19 protein-coding genes are annotated in these 19356 nt (G+C 73.3%); 10 read left to right on the top strand and 9 right to left on the bottom strand.

Translation table 11 applies throughout. The features are described 5' to 3' along the window. Positions 1–36 precede the first annotated feature (36 nt). The 3 genes from ACZ7HT_RS22495 to ACZ7HT_RS22505 form a co-directional block, all read right to left on the bottom strand. A complete protein-coding gene (locus ACZ7HT_RS22495) occupies positions 37–708 on the bottom strand; it encodes a spermidine synthase family protein (RefSeq protein ID WP_471168562.1) in 672 nt (223 codons plus the stop codon). Positions 709–814: 106 nt separating this feature from the next. Beyond that, positions 815–1264 carry a hypothetical protein gene (locus ACZ7HT_RS22500; protein ID WP_471168565.1) on the bottom strand — a complete coding sequence of 150 codons (450 nt, stop codon included), beginning with the start codon at positions 1262–1264 and terminating at the stop codon, positions 815–817. Positions 1265–1367: 103 nt separating this feature from the next. Beyond that, a complete protein-coding gene (locus tag ACZ7HT_RS22505; protein WP_471168568.1) occupies positions 1368–1901 on the bottom strand; it encodes a hypothetical protein in 534 nt (177 codons plus the stop codon). A gap of 139 nt (positions 1902–2040) precedes the next feature. On the opposite strand from ACZ7HT_RS22505, the gene lon reads away from it, so the two are divergent. Together lon and ACZ7HT_RS22515 are read left to right on the top strand one after the other, a co-directional pair. Beyond that, positions 2041–4452: an endopeptidase La gene (lon, locus tag ACZ7HT_RS22510; RefSeq protein ID WP_471168570.1), complete on the top strand. Its 2412-nt coding sequence runs from the start codon at positions 2041–2043 to the stop codon at positions 4450–4452. A 99-nt stretch (positions 4453–4551) separates the two neighbouring features. Next, positions 4552–5145 (top strand): DUF4240 domain-containing protein, encoded by a 594-nt coding sequence (locus tag ACZ7HT_RS22515; RefSeq protein WP_471168571.1) that lies wholly within the window; start codon positions 4552–4554, stop codon positions 5143–5145. A 99-nt stretch (positions 5146–5244) separates the two neighbouring features. Here the strand turns inward: ACZ7HT_RS22515 and ACZ7HT_RS22520 are convergent, their stop codons facing one another. Together ACZ7HT_RS22520 and ACZ7HT_RS22525 are read right to left on the bottom strand one after the other, a co-directional pair. Beyond that, positions 5245–6144, bottom strand: a complete 900-nt coding sequence (locus ACZ7HT_RS22520; RefSeq protein WP_471168573.1) for a lytic polysaccharide monooxygenase auxiliary activity family 9 protein — start codon at positions 6142–6144, stop codon at positions 5245–5247. Positions 6145–6334: 190 nt separating this feature from the next. Then, complete coding sequence (locus ACZ7HT_RS22525) at positions 6335–7177, bottom strand: lysozyme (RefSeq protein WP_471168576.1); 843 nt, start codon at positions 7175–7177, stop codon at positions 6335–6337. Positions 7178–7413: 236 nt separating this feature from the next. Between ACZ7HT_RS22525 and ACZ7HT_RS22530 the strand changes: the two genes are divergently transcribed. Next, positions 7414–7896, top strand: a complete 483-nt coding sequence (locus ACZ7HT_RS22530; protein WP_471168579.1) for a MarR family winged helix-turn-helix transcriptional regulator — start codon at positions 7414–7416, stop codon at positions 7894–7896. A 10-nt stretch (positions 7897–7906) separates the two neighbouring features. On the opposite strand, the gene ACZ7HT_RS22535 is transcribed toward ACZ7HT_RS22530, so the two are convergent. Continuing rightward, positions 7907–8689, bottom strand: a complete 783-nt coding sequence (locus ACZ7HT_RS22535) for a hypothetical protein (protein WP_471168581.1) — start codon at positions 8687–8689, stop codon at positions 7907–7909. 373 nt (positions 8690–9062) lie between these two features. Here ACZ7HT_RS22535 and ACZ7HT_RS22540 point away from each other — a divergent pair, with 373 nt between their 5' ends. From ACZ7HT_RS22540 to ACZ7HT_RS22565, 6 genes are all read left to right on the top strand, one after another. Further along, the gene (locus ACZ7HT_RS22540) at positions 9063–12101 is read left to right on the top strand and encodes a sensor histidine kinase (RefSeq protein WP_471168583.1); all 3039 of its coding nucleotides are present in this window, start codon (positions 9063–9065) and stop codon (positions 12099–12101) included. Next, positions 12098–12589: a roadblock/LC7 domain-containing protein gene (locus ACZ7HT_RS22545; protein ID WP_471168585.1), complete on the top strand. Its 492-nt coding sequence runs from the start codon at positions 12098–12100 to the stop codon at positions 12587–12589. The genes ACZ7HT_RS22540 and ACZ7HT_RS22545 overlap by 4 nt, the downstream gene beginning before the upstream one ends. A gap of 5 nt (positions 12590–12594) precedes the next feature. Then, positions 12595–13005: a DUF742 domain-containing protein gene (locus tag ACZ7HT_RS22550; protein ID WP_471168588.1), complete on the top strand. Its 411-nt coding sequence runs from the start codon at positions 12595–12597 to the stop codon at positions 13003–13005. Further along, complete coding sequence (locus ACZ7HT_RS22555; RefSeq protein ID WP_471168591.1) at positions 12986–13669, top strand: GTP-binding protein; 684 nt, start codon at positions 12986–12988, stop codon at positions 13667–13669. Before ACZ7HT_RS22550 ends, ACZ7HT_RS22555 begins: the two co-directional genes overlap by 20 nt. Positions 13670–13715: 46 nt before the next feature. Continuing rightward, positions 13716–14951, top strand: coding sequence for a styrene monooxygenase/indole monooxygenase family protein (locus tag ACZ7HT_RS22560; RefSeq protein WP_471168594.1), 1236 nt, complete (start codon positions 13716–13718; stop codon positions 14949–14951). A 175-nt stretch (positions 14952–15126) separates the two neighbouring features. Next, positions 15127–15519 carry a DUF6584 family protein gene (locus ACZ7HT_RS22565; protein WP_471168597.1) on the top strand — a complete coding sequence of 131 codons (393 nt, stop codon included), beginning with the start codon at positions 15127–15129 and terminating at the stop codon, positions 15517–15519. Here ACZ7HT_RS22565 and ACZ7HT_RS22570 read toward each other — a convergent pair. From ACZ7HT_RS22570 to ACZ7HT_RS22580, 3 genes are all read right to left on the bottom strand, one after another. Next, the gene (locus tag ACZ7HT_RS22570) at positions 15498–16961 is read right to left on the bottom strand and encodes a C40 family peptidase (RefSeq protein ID WP_471168600.1); all 1464 of its coding nucleotides are present in this window, start codon (positions 16959–16961) and stop codon (positions 15498–15500) included. The two genes, ACZ7HT_RS22565 and ACZ7HT_RS22570, sit on opposite strands and share 22 nt — an antisense overlap. A gap of 74 nt (positions 16962–17035) precedes the next feature. Then, the gene (locus tag ACZ7HT_RS22575) at positions 17036–17329 is read right to left on the bottom strand and encodes a hypothetical protein (protein WP_471168603.1); all 294 of its coding nucleotides are present in this window, start codon (positions 17327–17329) and stop codon (positions 17036–17038) included. Positions 17330–17356: 27 nt separating this feature from the next. Beyond that, positions 17357–18079, bottom strand: a complete 723-nt coding sequence (locus ACZ7HT_RS22580) for a TetR/AcrR family transcriptional regulator (protein WP_471168606.1) — start codon at positions 18077–18079, stop codon at positions 17357–17359. A 124-nt stretch (positions 18080–18203) separates the two neighbouring features. Here ACZ7HT_RS22580 and ACZ7HT_RS22585 point away from each other — a divergent pair, with 124 nt between their 5' ends. After that, positions 18204–19313: a ferritin-like domain-containing protein gene (locus tag ACZ7HT_RS22585; protein WP_471168609.1), complete on the top strand. Its 1110-nt coding sequence runs from the start codon at positions 18204–18206 to the stop codon at positions 19311–19313. The last annotated feature ends 43 nt before the right edge of the window (positions 19314–19356 follow it).

The following is a 19356-nucleotide window of genomic DNA, read 5'->3' on the forward strand; positions in this document are numbered from 1 at the left end:
CCTAGAGGTACCGGCGGCGTCCCGGCTATCCAGGAGCTATCCGGGACGGACGGCGAGGTGGACCACGTCGGGGACGCCCCGGGCAACGGGGATCTCTTCCGTCCGTACCCCGCTGAATCCGGCATTCCGCAACGACTCTTCGAAATCGGCGGACGGCTGAGCGGACCACACGGCGAGGATCCCGCCGGGGTGGAGACGGGCCGCGCAGGCCGCCAATCCCTCGGCCGAGTAAAGGGATTCGTTGTCCTCGCTGACCGTCCAGTCGGGCCCGTTGTCGATGTCCAGACACAGGGCGTCGTAGGTGTCGGCGGAGGTGCGCAGGTACGCCACCAGGTCCGTGTGCAGGATCACGGTCCTCGGATCGGCGAGCGCGTCCCCGGAGATCGCCGAGAGGGGCCCCTGCCGGTGCCAGTCGATGATCGCCTCCTCACGCTCGGCGACGGCGATCCGGCCCCAGCGGGGGTCGGCGGCGGCGTGCGCGAGCGAGAAACCGACCCCGAGCCCACCGACGAGGACGGAGGCACCGGACCGCGACTCCTCGGGCAGGGCGCCCAGGGCCGCGTCGATCAGCAGCCGCTCGGAGCGCCCGTCGGAGGTGTCCATGAGGAAGGTGCCGTTGGCGATGATCTCGTAGTGCTCGGCCCTGCGGCGGAGCACCACTTCTCCGTACGGCCCCTCGCGGCGGTCGAGGGTGACGGGGCTGGTCATGATCACTCCGTTGTCTCGTGAGCGTACGGTCTCTCCCGGCCATCCTTACGGGGCGGCGACGGCCGGGACAAACACTTAACGAGCCGTACGCGCGCGGGGATCCGCGTCACCGACCGCCGTCCGGGCGGCGCGCGCCCCGCAGGGCGTACAGCGCCGTACCGGCCAGGAAGCCGGCCGCCGTCACCGTCCATGCCGCGCCCTCCGGGCCGGGCTGCATCACCCACGCCCACCAGGCCGCCGTGCCGCCCGGCCGGACGGGGGCCGCCAGATAGACCGAGCCCACGTAGGCCACCGGCGGCAGCCAACTGAGCCGGGCGCCGACGAGTGCGGCCGCTCCCGCCGCCGTCCCCACCAGGCCCAGGGTGTTGCGTACGGCGGCGACCGCGCCGAACTCGGCCGCGTGGCCCGGCACCGCGAGAGCCAGCAGGAGCGCGGCGAGCGCGGTCCCGGCCAGCAGATGGACCAGCCGGCGGGGCCACCACGCGCGTACCGCCGTACGGTCCAGCTCGTCACTCGGCGTGTACAGGCTGGTGCCGATCGCGCCGGCGGCGAGCACGGATAGCCGGATCGCGGATCGCGGATCGCGGATCGCGGATTTCGGGCTCGCGGGGCTCGCGGGGCTCGCCGGCTCGCGGGGAGCCCGGCTTCCGTGCACGTGCCTACCGGCTCGTCGGCGGGCCGCCCTCCGGGAGTGCGGTGAAGACGCGATCGAGGGCCGGTGGGCGGGTGTGGTCGTCCGCGACGACCAGGCGGTGGCGGTACGTCACGTAGTACTGGAAGCCGTCCGGGATCGGCTTGCCCGTCGGGCGGTCCGGGACGAGGGCGAACGCGGGGTCCTCCAGGGCCGCCCGCAGTTCGGCGGCCTCGGCGGGGGTCTGGCGGCCCGTCCGGGGCGGCTTGGTGCCGGAGCGGCTGGTCCAGCTGCCGTCGTAGTGGACGACGAGCTGGTTGCGGACGCCGGCGAGGCCGCCGTTGACGGCCACCTCGACGAGGACCTCGCCCGGCTGGGGTTCCGCGGTGGGCGTGCCGGGGTCCGTGGTGGGGCTCGGCACGGCCGGCGCGCTCGCGCTCGACGGCGCTCCGCCGGGCGTGGGCGGCACCCCGGGGCCGCAGCCGCTCAGGCCGCCGGCCAGGGCTCCCGCCAGCAGCAGGGCCCCGCACCACGTCCCCGTACCCCGTACGCCTCGCACCATGGAACGAGCATGCCCGCTCCGGGGCCCCGCGCGCAGCCGGACGGCCGTGATCGCTCAGAGCGAACGTATGCCCGGGAACATCTCCGGGCTCACAAGCATTGAGTGCACATAGCTCAACTTGACTGCCGAAGGGGAGATCATGGCTTCTGAGTCCATGGCGTCCGTGCCGCTCACTCTGCCTGTGCTGCCGCTCGACGACGAGGTCGTGCTGCCCGGAATGGTCGTGCCGCTGGACCTGTCCGACAACGACGTACGGGCCGCCGTCGAGGCCGCCCAGGCCGCCGCCCGCACCGGAGCGGGCAAGCCCCGCGTCCTCCTGGTGCCGCGGGTCGACGGGACCTACGCCGGCACCGGCGTCCTGGGCATCGTCGAGCAGGTCGGGCGCCTGTCCGACGGCGACCCCGGCGCGCTGATCCGCGGCCTCGGCCGCGTCCGCATCGGCGCCGGCACGACCGGCCCCGGCGCAGCCCTGTGGGTCGAGGGCGCCACGGTCGAGGAGACCCTGCCCGACCCGCTGCCCGGCCACGTGACCGAACTGGTCAAGGAGTACAAGGCGCTGGCCACCAGCTGGCTCAAGAAGCGCGGCGCCTGGCAGGTCGTCGACCGCGTCCAGCAGATCGACGGCGTAGGCGCCCTCGCCGACAACTCCGGCTACTCGCCCTTCCTCAGCGTCGAGCAGAAGGTCGAACTCCTGGAGACCGCCGACCCGGTCACCCGTCTCAGGCTCGCCACCGCCCAGCTCCGCGAGCACCTCGCCGAGCAGGACGTCGCCGAGACCATCGCCAAGGACGTCCAGGAGGGCGTCGACAAGCAGCAGCGCGAGTTCCTGCTCCGCCGCCAGCTCGAAGCCGTCCGCAAGGAGCTCCGCGACCTCAACGGCGAGGCCGAGGGCGACGAGTCCGACGACTACCGCGCCCGCGTGGAGGCCGCCGACCTGCCCGAGAAGGTGCGGGAGGCCGCCCTCAAGGAGGTCGAGAAGCTGGAGCGGTCCAGCGACCAGTCCCCCGAGGGCTCCTGGATCCGCACCTGGCTGGACACCGTCCTCGAACTGCCGTGGAACGAGCGGACCGAGGACCGGTACGACATCCGGGGCGCCCGCACGGTCCTGGACGCCGAGCACGCCGGACTCGACGACGTGAAGGAACGGATCACCGAGTACCTCGCGGTGCGCAAGCGGCGCTCCGACCGCGGTCTCGGCGTGGTCGGCGGCCGTCGCGGCGGCGCCGTGCTCGCCCTCGTCGGTCCTCCCGGCGTCGGAAAGACCAGCCTGGGCGAGAGCGTCGCCCACGCCATGGGCCGCCGGTTCGTCCGGGTCGCCCTCGGCGGCGTACGGGACGAGGCGGAGATCCGCGGTCACCGGCGGACGTACGTCGGCGCCCTGCCCGGCCGGATCGTCCGCGCCGTCAAGGAGGCCGGGTCGATGAACCCGGTGGTCCTGCTCGACGAGATCGACAAGGTCGGCTCCGACTACCGCGGCGACCCCGCGGCGGCCCTCCTCGAAGTCCTCGACCCCGCGCAGAACCACACCTTCCGCGACCACTACCTGGAGGTCGAGCTCGACCTCTCCGACGTCGTCTTCCTGGCCACGGCCAACGTCCTCGAAGCCATCCCCGAGGCGCTCCTCGACCGCATGGAGCTGGTGCGCCTCGACGGCTACACGGAGGACGAGAAGGTCGTCATCGCCCGTGACCACCTGCTCCCGCGCCAGCTGGAGCGGGCCGGTCTGGAGCCGGGCGAGGTCGTCCTGGAGGAGTCCGCGCTGCGGAAGCTGGCCGGGGAGTACACCCGCGAGGCCGGCGTCCGCACCCTGGAGCGGTCGATCGCCCGGCTGCTGCGGAAGGTCGCGGCCCAGCACGAACTCGGCGACCGCGAGCTGCCGTTCACGGTCGGAGCGGACGATCTGCGGGAGCTCGTCGGCCGGCCGCACCACGTGCCGGAGTCGGCCCAGGACCCGGCGGAGCGGCGGACGGCCGTGCCGGGTGTCGCCACCGGGCTCGCCGTGACCGGCGCGGGCGGTGACGTCCTCTTCGTGGAGGCGTCCCTCGCCGACCCGGAGACGGGCGCCGCCGGTCTGACCCTCACCGGTCAGCTGGGCGACGTGATGAAGGAGTCGGCGCAGATCGCGCTCTCCTTCCTCCGCTCGCACGGCGCGGAGCTTGAGCTGCCCGTCACCGGCCTCAAGGACCGGGGCGTGCACATCCACTTCCCGGCGGGCGCGGTGCCCAAGGACGGGCCGAGCGCGGGCGTCACCATGACGACCGCCCTCGCCTCCCTGCTGAGCGGCCGGCTCGTCCGTACGGACGTGGCCATGACCGGCGAGGTCTCCCTCACCGGCCGGGTGCTGCCGATCGGCGGCGTGAAGCAGAAGCTGCTCGCCGCGCACCGGGCGGGCATCACGACGGTCGTGATCCCCAAGCGGAACGAGGCCGACCTGGACGACGTCCCGGCCGAGATCCTGGAGAAGCTGGAGGTCCACCCGGTGACGGACGTCCGCCAGGTCCTGGAGATCGCGCTCGCCCCGGCGGTCGTGCCGGTGGACGTGGCGGCGTAACTCCCCACCGCCCGGAGCGGGGTGCCGTGTCGGCGCCCCGCTCCTGCGCGTTCGGATCTCGTTACCCGGATGTCAGTCGGGGCTGGCATGCTCGTACGCATGAACGACGACGCCTTCTGGGCCCTCATCGACGAGTTGAGCCGCCGGCCGGGTGACCGGGACGAGCGGCTCGAATGGCTGCGGGCGGAGCTGATACGGCGTCCGGAGGCCGAGAGCGTGGCGTTCCAGGTGCGCCTGGAGCGGGCGACCGAGCTCGCGGACACGCGCGCGCTGTGGAAGGCGGCCAACCGGATCGAGGGCGGCGCCTGCACGGACGACGGCTTCCACTACTTCACCCTCTGGCTGGTGGGCCAGGGACGGAAGGTGTACGAGACGGTCGTCGCCGACCCGGACGCGCTGGCGGACCTGCCCGGGGTCCGCGCGCTCGTGGGCCGGCACCACGACGAGTGGCACGACGACGAGTGGCCCGAGTGGGAGGAGCTCGACTACGTCGCCCAGGACGCCTGGGACGAGCTGACGGGCCAGGAGGACGACCACGGCGAGGAGTTCCTCGACGCGGTGGAGGAAGCGGAGGACGCCGCGGAGGCGGCGGGGGAGTGGGAAGAGGACGAGTCGCCCCGGGGACCTCGGCCGGAGGGGTTGGCGATACCCCGGCTCACCGCCCTCTTCCCGCCCGCCACCTCCGGCTCCTAGGAACCGGAGGGGTACGGGGGCCCGCTGGGTCTCGGGCCTGAGCTCAGGGACCCGGAGGCTGAGGCGTCCGGGGCCTCAGGGGCCCGGGTCCCTGAGCGGTCAGGAAGCCGACGTGTCGCGGCGGCGGCCCAGGAGCAGGGTGCCGGCCGCGAAGACCGCGAGGGCGCCCGCCCCCGTGAGGGCCAGCGGCAGCGGCGAGGAGGGGGCCTCGGTGGTCTCGGCGGAGAGGGCCGGGGGCTGCTCGTCGCCGCCGTGGCCCGCGTGGCTCACGGTGGACAGCTCGGCGCCCGCCGCGATCTTCGCCTCGGTCGGGGCCTGGGCCTTGGCCGTCGTCGCGGCCGTCGTCGCGGCCGTCGTCGCCGTACCGCCGAAGGTGACGTCCGAGCAGCTGTAGAAGGCCTCGGGGCTGTCGTTGCGCTGCCAGATCTTGTAGACGATGTGGCGGCCGGTGCGCGCCGGGAAGGTGCCCTTGAAGTCGTAGTAGCCGTCGGTCGCGGTGCGGGCCGTGTCGTAGACGGCGACGGGCGCCGGGTCCAGGTCCGACCACTTCAGGGGATGGGTCGGGTCGAAGCCCGCCTTGGTGATGTAGACGGTCATCGTGCCCGAGTGCGGCGCCGTCACGCGGAACCTGAAGTCGAAGGAGCCGGCGGCGACGGCCGTCGCCGGCCAGTCGGTGCGCGCCCAGTCCAGGGCCCGGTACTTCTCGCGGTTGGCCGAGCAGAGCTTGCCGTCCGGGATGAGCGCCTGGTGCTGCCCGGCGGCGTTGGCGATGTTGACCTCGTTCCAGTCGTAGAGCGGCTGGGTGCCGGAGTCGGCGACGAGGTCCTTGCAGACCTGCGACTTGGGCGTCTCGGGGCCCTCGGCGTAGCAGGCCGCGACCCGGCTCACGGGGTTGAAGACGGCTCCGTGGGCGCTCGCGGTGGCGGGGGTGAGGCTGACCAGGGCAGCGGCGGCGGACAGGACTGCGACGCCGGTGGCGGTGCGGCGGGAGGACGGCATGCGGGGGCTCTCTCTCGTGCGTGGGGGAGTACGGGGCGAGCAACGCGCGCCGGGCGCACGGAAGTTGATCCGGGCGACCGGCGGGGGAAGCGTCGCATTGGTCCATACCAATGGGCAAGGGGGTGGACGGAAAAAGGCGGCCCCCGGGGTGCCGCCGCACACCGGGGGGCCGCCGTCGGGGCAGCGGGGGTCAGCCGCTCGCGAGCGCCTGCACGCGCGAGTAGTCCCCGTTGAAGTGGTTGTGGTCGCCGACCGTCGGGCCGGAGGAGGTGTACTGCCAGATCGTGTAGTACGGCCAGCCGCCCGGGAGTTCGCCGACGTCGGTGGCGTACCGCGCGACCCACAGCGGGTTGGTGGAGGAGAAGGCCGCGGAGTTGCCGGTGCACTGCTTCCACCAGCTGGTGGCCGTGTAGATCACCGGGTCGCGGCCCGTCCGGTACCGGTAGCGGTTCACGAAGTCCTGGATCCAGGCGACCATCCCGGACGCCGTCTTGCCGTAGCAGGTCGCGCCGTACGGGTTCCACTCGATGTCGAGGACGCCCGGCAGGGTCCTGCCGTCCGCCGACCAGCCGCCGCCGTTGTTGACGAAGTAGTCGGCCTGGGCGGCTCCGGTCGTCGTGTCCGGGGTGGCGAAGTGGTATGTGCCGCGGATCATGCCGACGTTGTAGGAGCCGTTGTACTGCTGGGTGAAGGAGGTGTTCTTGTAGTACGTGCCCTCCGTCGCCTTGACGTAGGCCCACTTGACCCCGCTGTTCCACAGCGTGGACCAGGCCACGTTGCCGTTGTGGCTGGAGACGTCCACGCCTTCCGTCTGGGTGGCGAGGAGCGAGGCGCCGCCGCCCGGCTTCACGGCCTGCCCGTCGTGCGCGATCACGCCCATGCCCATGTAGGCGGAGCCGCGCGCGGGGGTCGCCTTCCGGGCGCCCGGGTCCTGGGCGGCGGTGGCGGTGCCGGAGAGGCCGAGGGGGAGGAGGAGGGCCAGGGCCGCGAGGGCGGCGCCGGCGAGGGTCGTTCCGGATCTGTGCACACGCATTGCGTGCCTCCGAAAGGCTCGGTGGGGGAGCGGTGGCGGCGGACCGCATGACAAAACTCTGGAATGGACATGTCATACGCCCAGCCGGGGAAGACGCTACGCACGTAGACCCACCCTGCGGAAGGGGGCCTGGTTGCCGCCGTTGGTCTACGCCTGCGAAATACTGAGGGAGCTGCGGCGATGGACGCCGCCGCAAGAAACTTTCAGGGTCCGGAAAGCGCGCGGGAGGTGCTGACGTGCACGGAAGCGGTACGGGAAGTGAAGGCCGGGCCGGCGAAGGAAGTGGTGTGGACCAGGAATTCCTGGCCCTCGAACGGGAGCTGGCGGTCTTTCTGCGCCGCGCCCGCGCCCAGTCCGGCGAGATGGCCCGCGAGGTCCACCCCGAACTGGAACCCGCGGCCTACGGCCTCTTCGTACGCCTCGACGACGCCGGACCCCAGCGGGCCACCGAACTCGCCGGGTACTTCGGCGTCGGCAAGGCCACCATGAGCCGCCAGCTCCGCGCCCTGGAGGACCTCGGGCTCGTCGCCCGCGACCCCGACCCCGCCGACGGCCGCGCCTCGCTCGTCCGCCTCACCGAGGAGGGCCGCAGCCGCTTCCGCAGCGTCCGCGACGCCCGGCGCGAACGCTACGTCCGCAAACTCGCCGACTGGGACCGCGCCGAGGTCGCCGAACTCGCTCGCCTCCTGAACCACTTCAACCTCCGCTCGGAAGGCTGACGGCTCCGGATCAGAGCTCCGCGTACGCCGCCGTCGCGTCGTCGTGCAGCTTCCAGCGCCGCACGCCGCCGGCCGTCGCGTCCGCCGCCTCCAGGGCCCGCACCCGGCGGAGCAGACCGGCCGGACCCTCCTTCCGCAGGACGCCGAAGCAGTCCGCCCAGTCGCCCTCGCCGAACAGCTCCACCCAGCGGCTCGCCCCGTCGGTGAGCGCCGCCAGGGCCCGTACCTCCGCGCGGGGCGTCGTCCCGGTCACCGCCCGCGCGGCCACCGCCGGGTCTGCCGCCGCGGTGAAGAAACCGCCCTCACGGTTCCGCAGCCGGTCCGTCGCCTCCAGGGAGCGCAGCACCTCGGCCGGCACCCGGTCGAGCCGGTCGTCGAGCGCGGCCCGCACCGTTCCGTCCGGGGCTTCGAGGAGCAGTACGGAGTCGGAGAGGACGAGATGCTCGACCGAGGTCTCGTCCCAGCGGGCGAGGACCACGGTCGCCTGAGGCGTTCGCACGTGAGAAAGGTCACAGGTGTCGCGATGGGCGTCCGCGGTGCGCCGGATTGCCAGCGACAGGATCTCGGACAGGGGCATGTCCCGGTGGGAACCGGACAGTTCGGTCAAAGCCCCGCCCAGTCGCGCGGTGAACCAGGGGACCGTGTGCACACAACCGTCATCGCCGGCGGGAGGCGTGACGCCGTCGAGCAGGACGAGGGTCCCCCCGCGGCCCGCGGCGGGCAGAACAGCGGCCACCCAGTCCTCGTTGGGGCGTTCGGGGCTGCCGGGAAGAGAGGCGACTTCGCTGCGCATGCCTTCCAGTGTGGCCCGCCCCCGCGCATTCCCCCCTGAACTCCTTCACCGGACCTGCAAATGGCCGGAAAAGGCCTGTACCAAGCCCGCAGAAGCGGTGCGAGAGGCGGAAGGGTTACCTCCGGGAAACTGCGGGCGCGCATCCTGTCAAAGCCCGCCCGGAAGATCCAACCGGCGCCCCGTACGGGCCCCCGGAACCCTCCTCCGGGAGTTGTCCGCCAACTACGGAGTGTTGTTCACTCGTTCGGGTGGCGGAGCGGCCGATGCCCGTCCCCTTGCCGGAAGCGCTGGAATGGTCGGAAGCCGTACCAGGGGTGGGGGCGCTCCCTAGTGACCGGTCGTCACCTCTGCTTCATCGGCGGACGAATCAAGAATGCGAGCACCGGTGCAGAAGAAGCGGCCTCGGAGCAACAACGGCACGCAGAGCCAGACCCCCGGTGAGCCGCAGGCCCCCGCCGGCCGGCCCAAGCGCGTCCGCAACCGGCTGGTCGCCGGCGTCGCCCTCGTGAGCGTCACCGTCCTCGCCGCCGGAGCCCCCGCGATCCTCGCCGCCTCCACCGAACTCACCGAGTCCCAGCGCCTGGTCACCCTCGCCGAACTCGACCGGCAGGCCGTCACCCTCGCGCACTCCCTCGCCGACGAGCGCGACGAGGTCGTCGCGTACATCGCCGCCGGACGCGAGAAGCAGAGCGGCGACGCCAAGCACAAGCGGCAGATCACCGACGCGCGCTCCACCCGCGTCGACCGTCAGATCGACGAGATCCGGCCCGCCGCCCCCGCCGAACTCCGCCGCGAACTCGCCGGCGTCCCCTCCGTCCGCCGCACCGCCCTCACCGGCGAGGGCACGGCCCTGGAGGCCCACAAGGCGTACTCGGACGTCATCGCCAAGCTCCAGGCCCTCGCCGACGAACTCGCCGACAAGACCCCGGCCCGCGCCTCCGACGCCGCGCTGACCGGGGCCACCCGCGCCCCCGCCGCCCTCGGCCGCGCCGTCGAACAGGCCTCCGCCACCCGCGGCCTGCTCCTCGGCGCTCTCTCCGTGCCGCAGCCCGAGCCCACGGGCGGCGTCCACTACGACGCCCAGACCGGCACCTACGTCGCCGACGAGCCCGAGGGCGCAGCCGAGGCCGCCCGGGCCCGCGACGGCCTCACCGCGGCCGCCCAGCAGGCCCGCGTCCGCGAACTCGCCGCCCTCGGCGACTTCGACCAGGCCGCCGGGGCCACCGCCCGCGACTCCCTCGCCGCCACCGTCACCGGCCCCGACGTCAAGACCGCAGAGCTCGCCCTCGCCAGCCTCACCGACCAGCCCAAGCTGACCGAGGCCGAGCGCGGCACGGACCCGGTCGCCCTGGACGCCGCGCTCTCCGCCCGCATCGAGCAGATGCGCGGCGTCGAGTCCGCCCTCGCCACCGAGCGGGTCGAACGCCTCTCCGCGCTCCGCGACGACGACGTCACCGCCCTCGAACTGCGCCTCTCCTACCTCGGCGGCTGCCTCCTCGTCGCGATCGGCATCTCCACCTACGTCGCCCGCACCCTCACCCGGCCGCTCGCCGTGCTCCGCCTCGGCGCCGCCCGGCTCGCCGCCGCCCCCGAGCCGCACACGGAGGAAGCGGTCCGCTTCACCGGCCGCAACGACGAGTTCGCCCAGGTCGTCCGCTCCCTCAACGCCCTCCACGGCAAGCTCTCCGGCCTCGCCACGCAGACCGAGCGGCTCACCGACGAGCGCGAGGACCTGGCCGCCGCCAAGGACGCCGTCGGCGCCGAACTCGCCGCCCAGCGCGCCGACCTCCAGGGCCGGGTCGCCCTCCTCACCGCCGACCTCGAACGGCTCAGGAACAGCGTCCACCACACCTTCGTCAACCTCTCGCTGCGCAGCCTCGGGCTCGTCGAGCGGCAGCTCGGCGTCATCGAGAAGCTGGAGGAGCGCGAGCAGGACCCGGACCGCCTCGCGACCCTCTTCAAGCTCGACCACATGGCGACCGTCATGCGCCGCCACAGCGAGAACCTCCTCGTCCTCGCCGGCCACGAGCACGTCCACGGCCACGCCGGGCCCGTCCCGCTCGTCGACGTGCTGCGCGCCGCCGTCAGCGAGATCGAGCGGTACGAGCGGGTCACCATCCAGTCGCTGCCGCCGCACGCCCAGATCGCCGGCTTCGCCGCGGACGACCTGAGCCACCTGGTCGCGGAACTCCTGGAGAACGCCACCTCCTTCTCGCCGCCCGACGCCGAGGTCCAGCTCTCCGGCTGGCTCCTGGAGAGCGGCGAGGTGATGCTCTCCGTGCAGGACGCGGGCATCGGCATGACCGCCTCGCGGTCCGCCGAGCTCAACACGCGCCTCGCCGAGGCCGATCCGGACGCCTTCGAGGGCGAGGGGCTCGGCATGCGGGTCATCGCCCTGCTCGCCGCCCGCCACGGCGTCCGCGTCGAGCTGCGCGAGCAGCAGCAGGGCGGCACGGCCGCCGTCGTGGTCCTGCCGCTGCCGCTCCTGCCGACGACGCCGCCGACGGCCGTGTCGGAGCCGGTACGGGTATCAGGGACCGGGCCCGTCATCCAGCTGCCCGGCTCGGTCGCGGAGGCCAACTCCAACACCCTGCCGTCCCGGAACCGCGACCCCCTCGTGGAGGCGGCGGAGGCCGCGTTCCTGGCGGCGGAGACGGACCGGGCGCAGGAGGCCGGGTACGCCCCGGAGCCCGAGGCGCCGTACACCCCGGAGCCCGAGGCGCCGTACGCCCCGGAGCCCGAGCCGGAGACGCCGTACGCCCCGGAGCCCGAAGCGGCGTACGCCCCCGAGCCGGAGGCGGCGTACGCCCCCGAGCCGGAGGCCGCGTACGCGCCCGAGCCCGAAGCGCCGTACGCCCCCCAGCCCGAGGCCGCGTACGAGTCCGTCTCCGAGACCACGCTCCAGGTGCGGCTGCCCGACCCGCCGCCCGAGCCGGACACACACGAGCGCGCCGCCGACGGCGAGGAGACGGCCCGGCCCGAGGCACCCGCCACGGCTCAGTCCGCCGCGCCCGCCACGGCTCAGGCCGATGCGCCCGCCACGGCTCAGTCCGCCGCGCCCGCCACGGCTCAGGCCGATGCGCCCGCCACGGCTCAGTCCGCCGCGCCCGCCTCCGACGCGCCCGCCGCCGACCTGCCCGGTCCGCGCCCCGCGCAGTGGGAGCGGGTCACCGACAAGGGCCTGCCCAAGCGCACTCCGCAGGTGGTCCGTCAGCCGGCCGCCGCCACCACGCCCCGCCGGGGCGGCGTGGACGCGGAGGCCCTGCGGCGCCGGCTCGGCGGCTTCCACCAGGGCGCCAAGGCAGGGCGCCGGGACGTGGAGGCGGAGCTGGACACGGCTCGCGCGGAAGCCGCACAGACTGCACGTACAGGGGAGATGACGGGGGACACAGTCGAGGAGGCACGCAGTTGACCGCGACGGGAACGTTCGGACTGAGCACGGAAGCCCGCAACCTGCAATGGCTGCTGGGGAATCTGGTGGAGGAGGTCCCGGGTGTCCGCTCGGTGGCCGTCGTCTCCTCCGACGGCCTCATGCTGCTCTCGTCGGATCCGGCCACCCAGCAGGCCGCGACGGCCGCCGACGGCGCCGGCCGTCCCGGCGGGCCGCGCGGCTCCGTGGCCGATCTGGCCACCATCGTCTCCGGCATCGGCAGCCTCACCATCGGGGCGGCCCGGCTGATGGACGGCGGCGGGGTCAAGCAGACGATGGTCGCGATGGACGACGGCAGCGTCTTCGTCATGTCGATCAGCGACGGCTCGCTGCTCGGCGTGCACGCCACGCCCGACTGCGACATGAGCGTCGTGGCGTACCACATGGCGCTCTTCGTGGGCCGCGCCGGTCACGTACTCACCCCCGAAGTCCGCAGTGAGCTGCGTAAGTCGTTGGAGAGCACCCAGTGACGGCCATGTCCTCGGCTCACGGGTTCAGGCTGCCGGTACGAGGGGAGAACCGCCGCCCCGCGCGCGTGCGCCCGTACTCGGTGACCGGCGGCCGTACCCGCTTCGGGCACATCCTGCTCGTCGAGACCTTCGTGGCGGCGCTCGAAGCGCCCGCCGCCCGCAAGGTCCTCACGGACGGCGGGCCCGCCGCCCGCGGGCTGATGCCGGAGATGCGCGCCATCGTCGAGATCTGCCGCCGGATGCGGACGGTCGCGGAGATCTCGGCGCTTCTGAAGATGCCGTTGGGGGTCGTCCGGGTGCTGCTCAGCGACCTGGCCGACCAGGGAAAGATCCGTGTGTACGGGACCGGTCACGGCACCGGCCAGCCCGACCGCGCGCTCCTCGAAAGGGTGCTGAGTGGACTCCGTCGTCTCTGACGCCACCGCCGTCTCCGAAAGCCCGGCGCTCGCCGGCATCCCCGCGCAGCCGGGGCCCGAGGATCCGGTCCTGGACACCGAAGAGGGCGCCCAGGACTGGCAGCTCGACCATTCGCGCGCCCCGATCGCGACGAAGATCGTCGTCGCGGGCGGCTTCGGCGTCGGCAAGACCACCTTCGTCCGCGCCGTCTCGGAGATCACCCCGCTCCAGACCGAGGCGCTGATGACCCGGGCGAGCGAGGAGACCGACGACCTCACCGACACCCCGGACAAGCTCACCACCACGGTGGCGATGGACTTCGGCCGCATCACCCTCGACAACGACCTGGTGCTGTACGTCTTCGGAACGCCGGGGCAGCAGCGCTTCTGGTTCATGTGGGACGACCTGGTGCGCGGGTCGATCGGTGCGATCGTGCTCGCCGACACCCGCCGGCTCACCGACTGCTTCCCGGCGCTCGACTACTTCGAGAGCTGCGGGCTGCCGTACATCGTGGCCGTCAACCACTTCGAGGGCACGGAGCTGTTCGAGGCGGACGACGTTCGGGAGGCTCTGACCGTGCCCGCGCACGTGCCCGTGGTGATCATGGACGCGCGCAAGCGGTACAGCGTCGTCGAGACCCTGCTCGCGATGGTCGCGCACGCCCTCGAAGCCACGCCCGAATAGCCCCGCCCCCCGAACAGTTCGACCCGTCACGCCAGGAGCCCCGCCCATGCGGAAGATACTCATAGTCGGCGCAGGCCAGTCCGGCCTGCAGCTCGCCCTCGGACTCCAGTCGCAGGGGTACGAGGTCACCCTCATGTCGAACCGGACGGCGGACGAGATCCGAACCGGCCGGGTCATGTCCACCCAGTGCATGTTCGACACCGCCCTCCAGCACGAGCGGGACCTCGGGCTGAACTTCTGGGAGTCCCAGGCCCCGCGGATCGAGGGCCTCGGCGTCTCCGTCGCGGGACCCGAGTCCGCCCGCGTCATCGACTGGGTCGGCCGGCTCGGCGGATACGCCCAGTCCGTGGACCAGCGCGTGAAGATGGCCGGCTGGATGGACACCTTCGCCCAGCGCGGCGGCCAGCTGGTGATACACGGCGCGGCCGTCGGCGACCTGGACTACTTCTCCCGCAGCTACGACCTGGTGCTCGTCGCGGCCGGCAAGGGCGAGCTGGTCTCCATGTTCGGCCGGGACGCCGCCCGTTCGCCGTACGGCGAGCCGCAGCGCGCGCTGGCCGTCGCGTACGTCCACGGCCTCGGCCCGCGCCCCGAGCACCCCGAGTTCGACGCGGTCCGCTGCAACATCGTGCCCGGCGTCGGCGAGCTCTTCGTCATGCCGACGCTCACCACCGGCGGCCGCGCCGACATCCTCTTCTGGGAGGGCGTCCCCGGCGGCCCCGTCGACGCCTTCCAGGGCGTCAAGGACCCCTCCGAGCACCTGGCGCTGACGCTGGAGCTCATGGAGAAGTTCCTGCCCTGGGAGTACGCGCGGGCCACCAAGGTCGAGCTGACCGACGCGGGCGGCACCCTCGCCGGCCGGTACGCGCCGACCGTCCGCAACCCCATCGGCCGGCTCCCCGGCGGCGGCCTGGTCCTCGGCGTCGCCGACGTCGTGGTGGCGAACGACCCGATCACCGGCCAGGGCTCCAACTCGGCGTCCAAGTGCGCCGCCGCGTACCTCGCCGCCATCGTCGAGCAGGGCGACAAGCCCTTCGACGAGGAGTGGATGCAGGGCGCCTTCGACCGCTACTGGAAGACGGCCCAGCACGTCACCAAGTGGACGAACGCGATGCTGTCTCCCCCGCCGGAGCACGTCCTGAACCTGCTCGGCGCGGCCGGCCGGCTCCAGCCCGTCGCCGACCGCTTCGCCAACGGCTTCAACGACCCGGCGGACTTCGAGAACTTCTTCTTCGACCCGGAGAAGACGTCCGCGTACCTGGCCGAGGTCTCCGCCGGCTAGGGCCTGTCCGGCGGATCAGGGCCGGACAGGCCCTGGCGGCCCGACGGCCGGCGCCCGGGCGCCGGCCGTCGAAATCCGGTCGATCCGGCGCGTACCCGTGTTCGATCATGGGGCATGCCCCCGTCACAGACCCTCGCCCGCGTGGAAGCGGACCTGGCCGCCGGCCGGGCGCTGGATGTACCTCGAAGAGGACCGGCGCCCGGACGAGACGGCCGCCTTCGAGGAGCGGTACGGGTCTCCCGCGTGGCGCATGAAGGCCCTCGCGTGGCGCGGCCCCGAGGCGCCGGCCGCCACCGCGTTCGCCGAACGGCAGCTGGCGGCGGTGCGGACGGCCCGCGCCGGGGAGCTGGGCCGGCCGGTCGACGGGGACGACCCCTCCTCCTACGACGAGGACGCGGACCAGGAGCACCCTCCGGACGCCGACGGGTGGACGGTGGGCGGCGTCGCCGCGGGCGCCGGCTGCCTGGCCGGGACGATCGCCTTCGGATCCGTCTGGGTGCTCGGCGTCATCTCCCTCTTCACCGACTGGCGGCCCTTCCGGGGCGGTCAGGGAGAGACCCCGTCATGACCCTCGTCCGTGCCGTCCCTCGCGCCCGCCGGGAGCGGGGGCGGGGTGTACGCCTCCAGCGCCTTTCCTCCCGGATCGGGACGTACGGCCCCGAGCACCGGGTTCGCCGCGAGTGGCGAGACCTTCACCTTGCCGCCGGGGCGGGGGGCCTGCACCACCAGGCCCCCGCCCAGGTAGAGCGCCACATGGGTCGCGCCCGGGAAGTAGACCACCAGGTCCCCGGGGCGCAGCTCGGCCAGCGGCACCCGGGGCAGGGTCGCCCACTGCTCCTGGCTGGTCCTCGGCAGCTCCTGGCCCGCCGCCGCCCAGGCCTGCTGCGTCAGCCCCGAGCAGTCGTACGCCTCCGGGCCCTCCGCCCCCCACTCGTACGGCTTGCCGATCTGTTTCATGGCGAAGCGCAGGGCCTCCGCCCCCGCCCGGGACGGGGTGCGGACGCCGTCCAGGACCCCGGAGTCGAGCAGCTCGCGCTGCGCGCCGGCGGTCTGGACGCGTTCGAGCGCGGTGAGCCTCGACAGCTGGTCCGGTGACAGGGCGGCGAGCAGCTTCTCGACCTCCTGGAGCTTGGCCCGCACCTCGTCGCGCCGGGTGCGCTGCGCGGCGGCGAGCCCCTGCTGCCGGTCCAGGGCCTTGCGGGAGGCGCTCGCGAGGCTGCCGGCCTGCCGCTCTGCGCGGGTGAGCCGGGAGATGGCACCGGCCCGGTCGCGGGCCGCGCGGGCCATCAGATGCCCCTCGTCCAGGGCCGACTGGGGGTCCGCGGCGAAGAGCAGCCCCAGGTACGCGGGGAACGAGGAGAACGCGGACCTGCCCTGGTACTGGTCCCGGGCGATCCGGCCGGCCGCCGCACGGCCCTGCGCGAGCGCGGTCCGGGCGGCGGTGAGCCGGGCGCCGACCTTCCTGGTGTCGGCGGCCTGGCGCTTGAGGGCCTCCTCGGCGGCGTTGTACTTCTCGGTCGCCGCCTCGGCCTGCTGGTAGAGCGTCCGAAGCCGGGTGAGCAGCCCGCTGACGGAGTCCCCGCCGGGAGGCGGGAGGGCGGCGGCGTCGTCGTCCTCGGCGGTGCCGTTCGTGGGGGGAGCGGCGGTGGCGGAGGGAGGGGCGACGGCCGGGGGGACGGGATCCGCGCCGGGGGCCGTGCTCGTACCCGCAGGCGTGCCGGGATCCGCGCCCGGAGCCGTACTCGTACCCGACGGCGTGCCGGGATCCGCGCCCGGAGCCGTACTCGTACCCGCAGAGGTGACGGGATCCGCGCCCGCCGTGCCCGCTGTGCCCGCGTCCACCGGCCCCACCGGTTCCGCCGCCGGATCCGCCCAGGCGATCGGGGCTTCCGCCGGGGGGTCCGCGGGCGGGGGGTCCGGGGCGGCGCCCGCCGCCGGGAGGACTCCCGTGAGGGCCGTCGCCGCGGCGAGCGCCCCCGTGCAGACCGTACGCAGCAGCCTTCGCGACACGTCACCACCTCCACGGGGATGATGACGGGTCACTTCATGCGATTACCGTACGAATCGGGGCGTGCCCTCTCGCGTCACTCGTTCGGCCCCGGTGAAGGTTTCCGCGCCGGCTTCGACCACGGCCACTTCAGCTCGCGCCGCTCCCGCCCCTCGGGGGCGTACTGGTAGACCCAGCCGCGCTGGAGCCCGAGCCGCTTCGTGTACCCCGAGGGCTCGCGCCGGTAGGTGTACAGGGTCGGCGGGCGCCCGTCGTGCGCCGGGACCGGGACCTCGTACCACTTCGGCGGGTGGCCGGTGGGGCCGAGCAGGATCGGCAGGACCCGGCCGTCGAGGGGGCCGCCGCGGAAGGAGGTGTTCTCGCTCTTCACCCCCACAGTCTCTCCCGGCTCGGGGCCTCACAGCAGGTGGGCCGCCCCGCCCGCCACGGGGATCACCCGGCGGGCGAGCGAAGCCACCGGCCCCTCGGGGGTCTCCTGGGCGAGGAGCCGCTTCACGGCCTCCGCCGTCTCCTGGTCGCTCGCCGCGGTCGCCGCGAGCAGGGCGACGAGATGGTCGACGAGCCACTCCCGCAGCTCCCGGGCCGGCGGCCGCTTGTCCTCGTCGAGCCAGATGAGCGAGGCCGCCTCGACGGCGGCGATCCACGTCCGGACGAGCATGCCGAGCCGGCGGCCCGGCCGCTCCGCCCCGAGGTGGACGAGGATCTGCCCGGCGGCGGCCCGCCGCACCTCGTCCACGATCGCGGAGGTCCGGGAGGTCTCGGCGACGCTGCCGCCGCGCAGCAGGGCGCTGAACCCGGTGTCGTGCTCGTCGACGAAGGCCAGGTAGCGGTCGAGCACCCGGCCGAGCCGCTCGGTCGGCGGCCCCTCCGGCGGTTCGGTGAAGCAGCGGTTCAGGGCGTCGGCGGAGGAGCGCAGGGCCGCCTCGTACAGCTGCTGCTTGCCTCCGGGGAAGTAGCGGTAGACGAGGGGACGCGAGACCCCGGCCGCCTCGGCGACGTCGTCGAGCGAGACGTCCTCGGGTGCCCGGTGGGCGAAGAGCTCCTGGGCGGTGTCGAGGAGCTGCCCGCGCCGCTCCTCGACGCTGAGCCTGCGGTACGCGGGGGTGGCGGCGCTCGTCATGCACCGCAGCGTATCCGCGGAGCGGGCCGCCCGGGCGCCGGGTCGACAACGCCTTGTGCGCGACTTGTTGACGATCCGTCTACCACCGTGTGAGCCTGCTGGAAAAAGACGGAAGGAGTCGTCAGTGTCGACGCACGACCTCTACGTGAACGCCCCGGCCGGACCCGTCTGGGAGGTACCCGCCGCCGGGTCCGCCCGCTTCTCCTGGGACTACGACGACGGCCGCGAGCGCCTCCTCGCCCTCTACCAGAAGGGCAAGGACAAGCAGTGGGACGGCGCCACCCGGATCGACTGGGGCATCGAGGTCGACCCGTACGACCCGCTCGGCACCCCCGACGAGGTCCTGACCCTCCACGGCACCCGCCACTGGGCGAAGATGAGCGAGAAGGACAAGGGCGACCTGCGCCGGCACTACGCCTCCTGGCAGTTCAGCCAGTTCCTCCACGGCGAGCAGGGCGCCATGGTCTGCGCCGCGCGGATCGTCGAGTCCGTCCCCGACCTGGACGCCAAGTTCTACTCGGCCACCCAGACCATGGACGAGGCCCGGCACGCCGAGATCTACGGCCGCTTCCTCCACGAGAAGATCGGGATGCTGTACCCGATCAACGACAACCTCCAGGGCCTCCTCGACGACACCCTGCGCGACTCCCGCTGGGACATGCCGTACCTCGGCATGCAGGTCCTCATCGAGGGCCTCGCCCTCGCCGCGTTCGGCATGATCCGCGACACCACGGACAAGCCGCTGCCGAAGCAGATCCTCGCGTACGTGATGCAGGACGAGGCCCGGCACGTCGCCTTCGGCCGGATGGCCCTGCGCGACTACTACCGGCAGCTCGGCGACGCCGAGCTGAAGGAGCGCGAGGAGTTCGTCATCGAGGGCTGCTACCTGATGCGCGACCGGCTGCGCGGGGTCGAGGTCCTGGAGAACTTCGGCATCCCGAAGAAGGAGGCGGAGGAACTCAGCGAGCAGAGCGAGTTCCTGCACCTCTTCCGCAAGCTCCTCTTCAGCCGGATCGTCCCCTGCGTCAAGGACATCGGCCTCTGGGGCGAACGCCTCCAGAAGGCCTACCTGGACATGGGCGTCTTCGACCTCGGCGACTCCAACCTGGACCTGCTGATGAGCCAGGACGAGGAGATCGCGGAGGCGCTGGACCGCGAACGGTTCGCCACGGAGGAGGCCGAGCGGGTCGCGGAGGTGGAGGCCGCGATCTCGGAGGGCTCGGCGGGAGAGTAGGGGAGCAGGAGGAGGGGCGGGGGTTGTCGTACGGGTGACGTAG

It is taken from the genome of Streptomyces sp. NPDC037410, assembly GCF_055602235.1.

What these genes read in the sequence shown, in the direction of transcription:
- ACZ7HT_RS22495 (WP_471168562.1), bottom strand. Translation starts at nt 708, where the DNA reads ATGACCAGCCCCGTCACCCTCGACCGCCGCGAGGGGCCGTACGGAGAA.
- ACZ7HT_RS22505 (WP_471168568.1), bottom strand. Translation starts at nt 1,901, where the DNA reads ATGGTGCGAGGCGTACGGGGTACGGGGACGTGGTGCGGGGCCCTGCTG.
- lon (WP_471168570.1), top strand. Translation starts at nt 2,041, where the DNA reads ATGGCTTCTGAGTCCATGGCGTCCGTGCCGCTCACTCTGCCTGTGCTG.
- ACZ7HT_RS22515 (WP_471168571.1), top strand. Translation starts at nt 4,552, where the DNA reads ATGAACGACGACGCCTTCTGGGCCCTCATCGACGAGTTGAGCCGCCGG.
- ACZ7HT_RS22520 (WP_471168573.1), bottom strand. Translation starts at nt 6,144, where the DNA reads ATGCCGTCCTCCCGCCGCACCGCCACCGGCGTCGCAGTCCTGTCCGCC.
- ACZ7HT_RS22525 (WP_471168576.1), bottom strand. Translation starts at nt 7,177, where the DNA reads ATGCGTGTGCACAGATCCGGAACGACCCTCGCCGGCGCCGCCCTCGCG.
- ACZ7HT_RS22535 (WP_471168581.1), bottom strand. Translation starts at nt 8,689, where the DNA reads ATGCGCAGCGAAGTCGCCTCTCTTCCCGGCAGCCCCGAACGCCCCAAC.
- ACZ7HT_RS22540 (WP_471168583.1), top strand. Translation starts at nt 9,063, where the DNA reads ATGCGAGCACCGGTGCAGAAGAAGCGGCCTCGGAGCAACAACGGCACG.
- ACZ7HT_RS22550 (WP_471168588.1), top strand. Translation starts at nt 12,595, where the DNA reads ATGTCCTCGGCTCACGGGTTCAGGCTGCCGGTACGAGGGGAGAACCGC.
- ACZ7HT_RS22560 (WP_471168594.1), top strand. Translation starts at nt 13,716, where the DNA reads ATGCGGAAGATACTCATAGTCGGCGCAGGCCAGTCCGGCCTGCAGCTC.
- ACZ7HT_RS22565 (WP_471168597.1), top strand. Translation starts at nt 15,127, where the DNA reads ATGTACCTCGAAGAGGACCGGCGCCCGGACGAGACGGCCGCCTTCGAG.
- ACZ7HT_RS22580 (WP_471168606.1), bottom strand. Translation starts at nt 18,079, where the DNA reads ATGACGAGCGCCGCCACCCCCGCGTACCGCAGGCTCAGCGTCGAGGAG.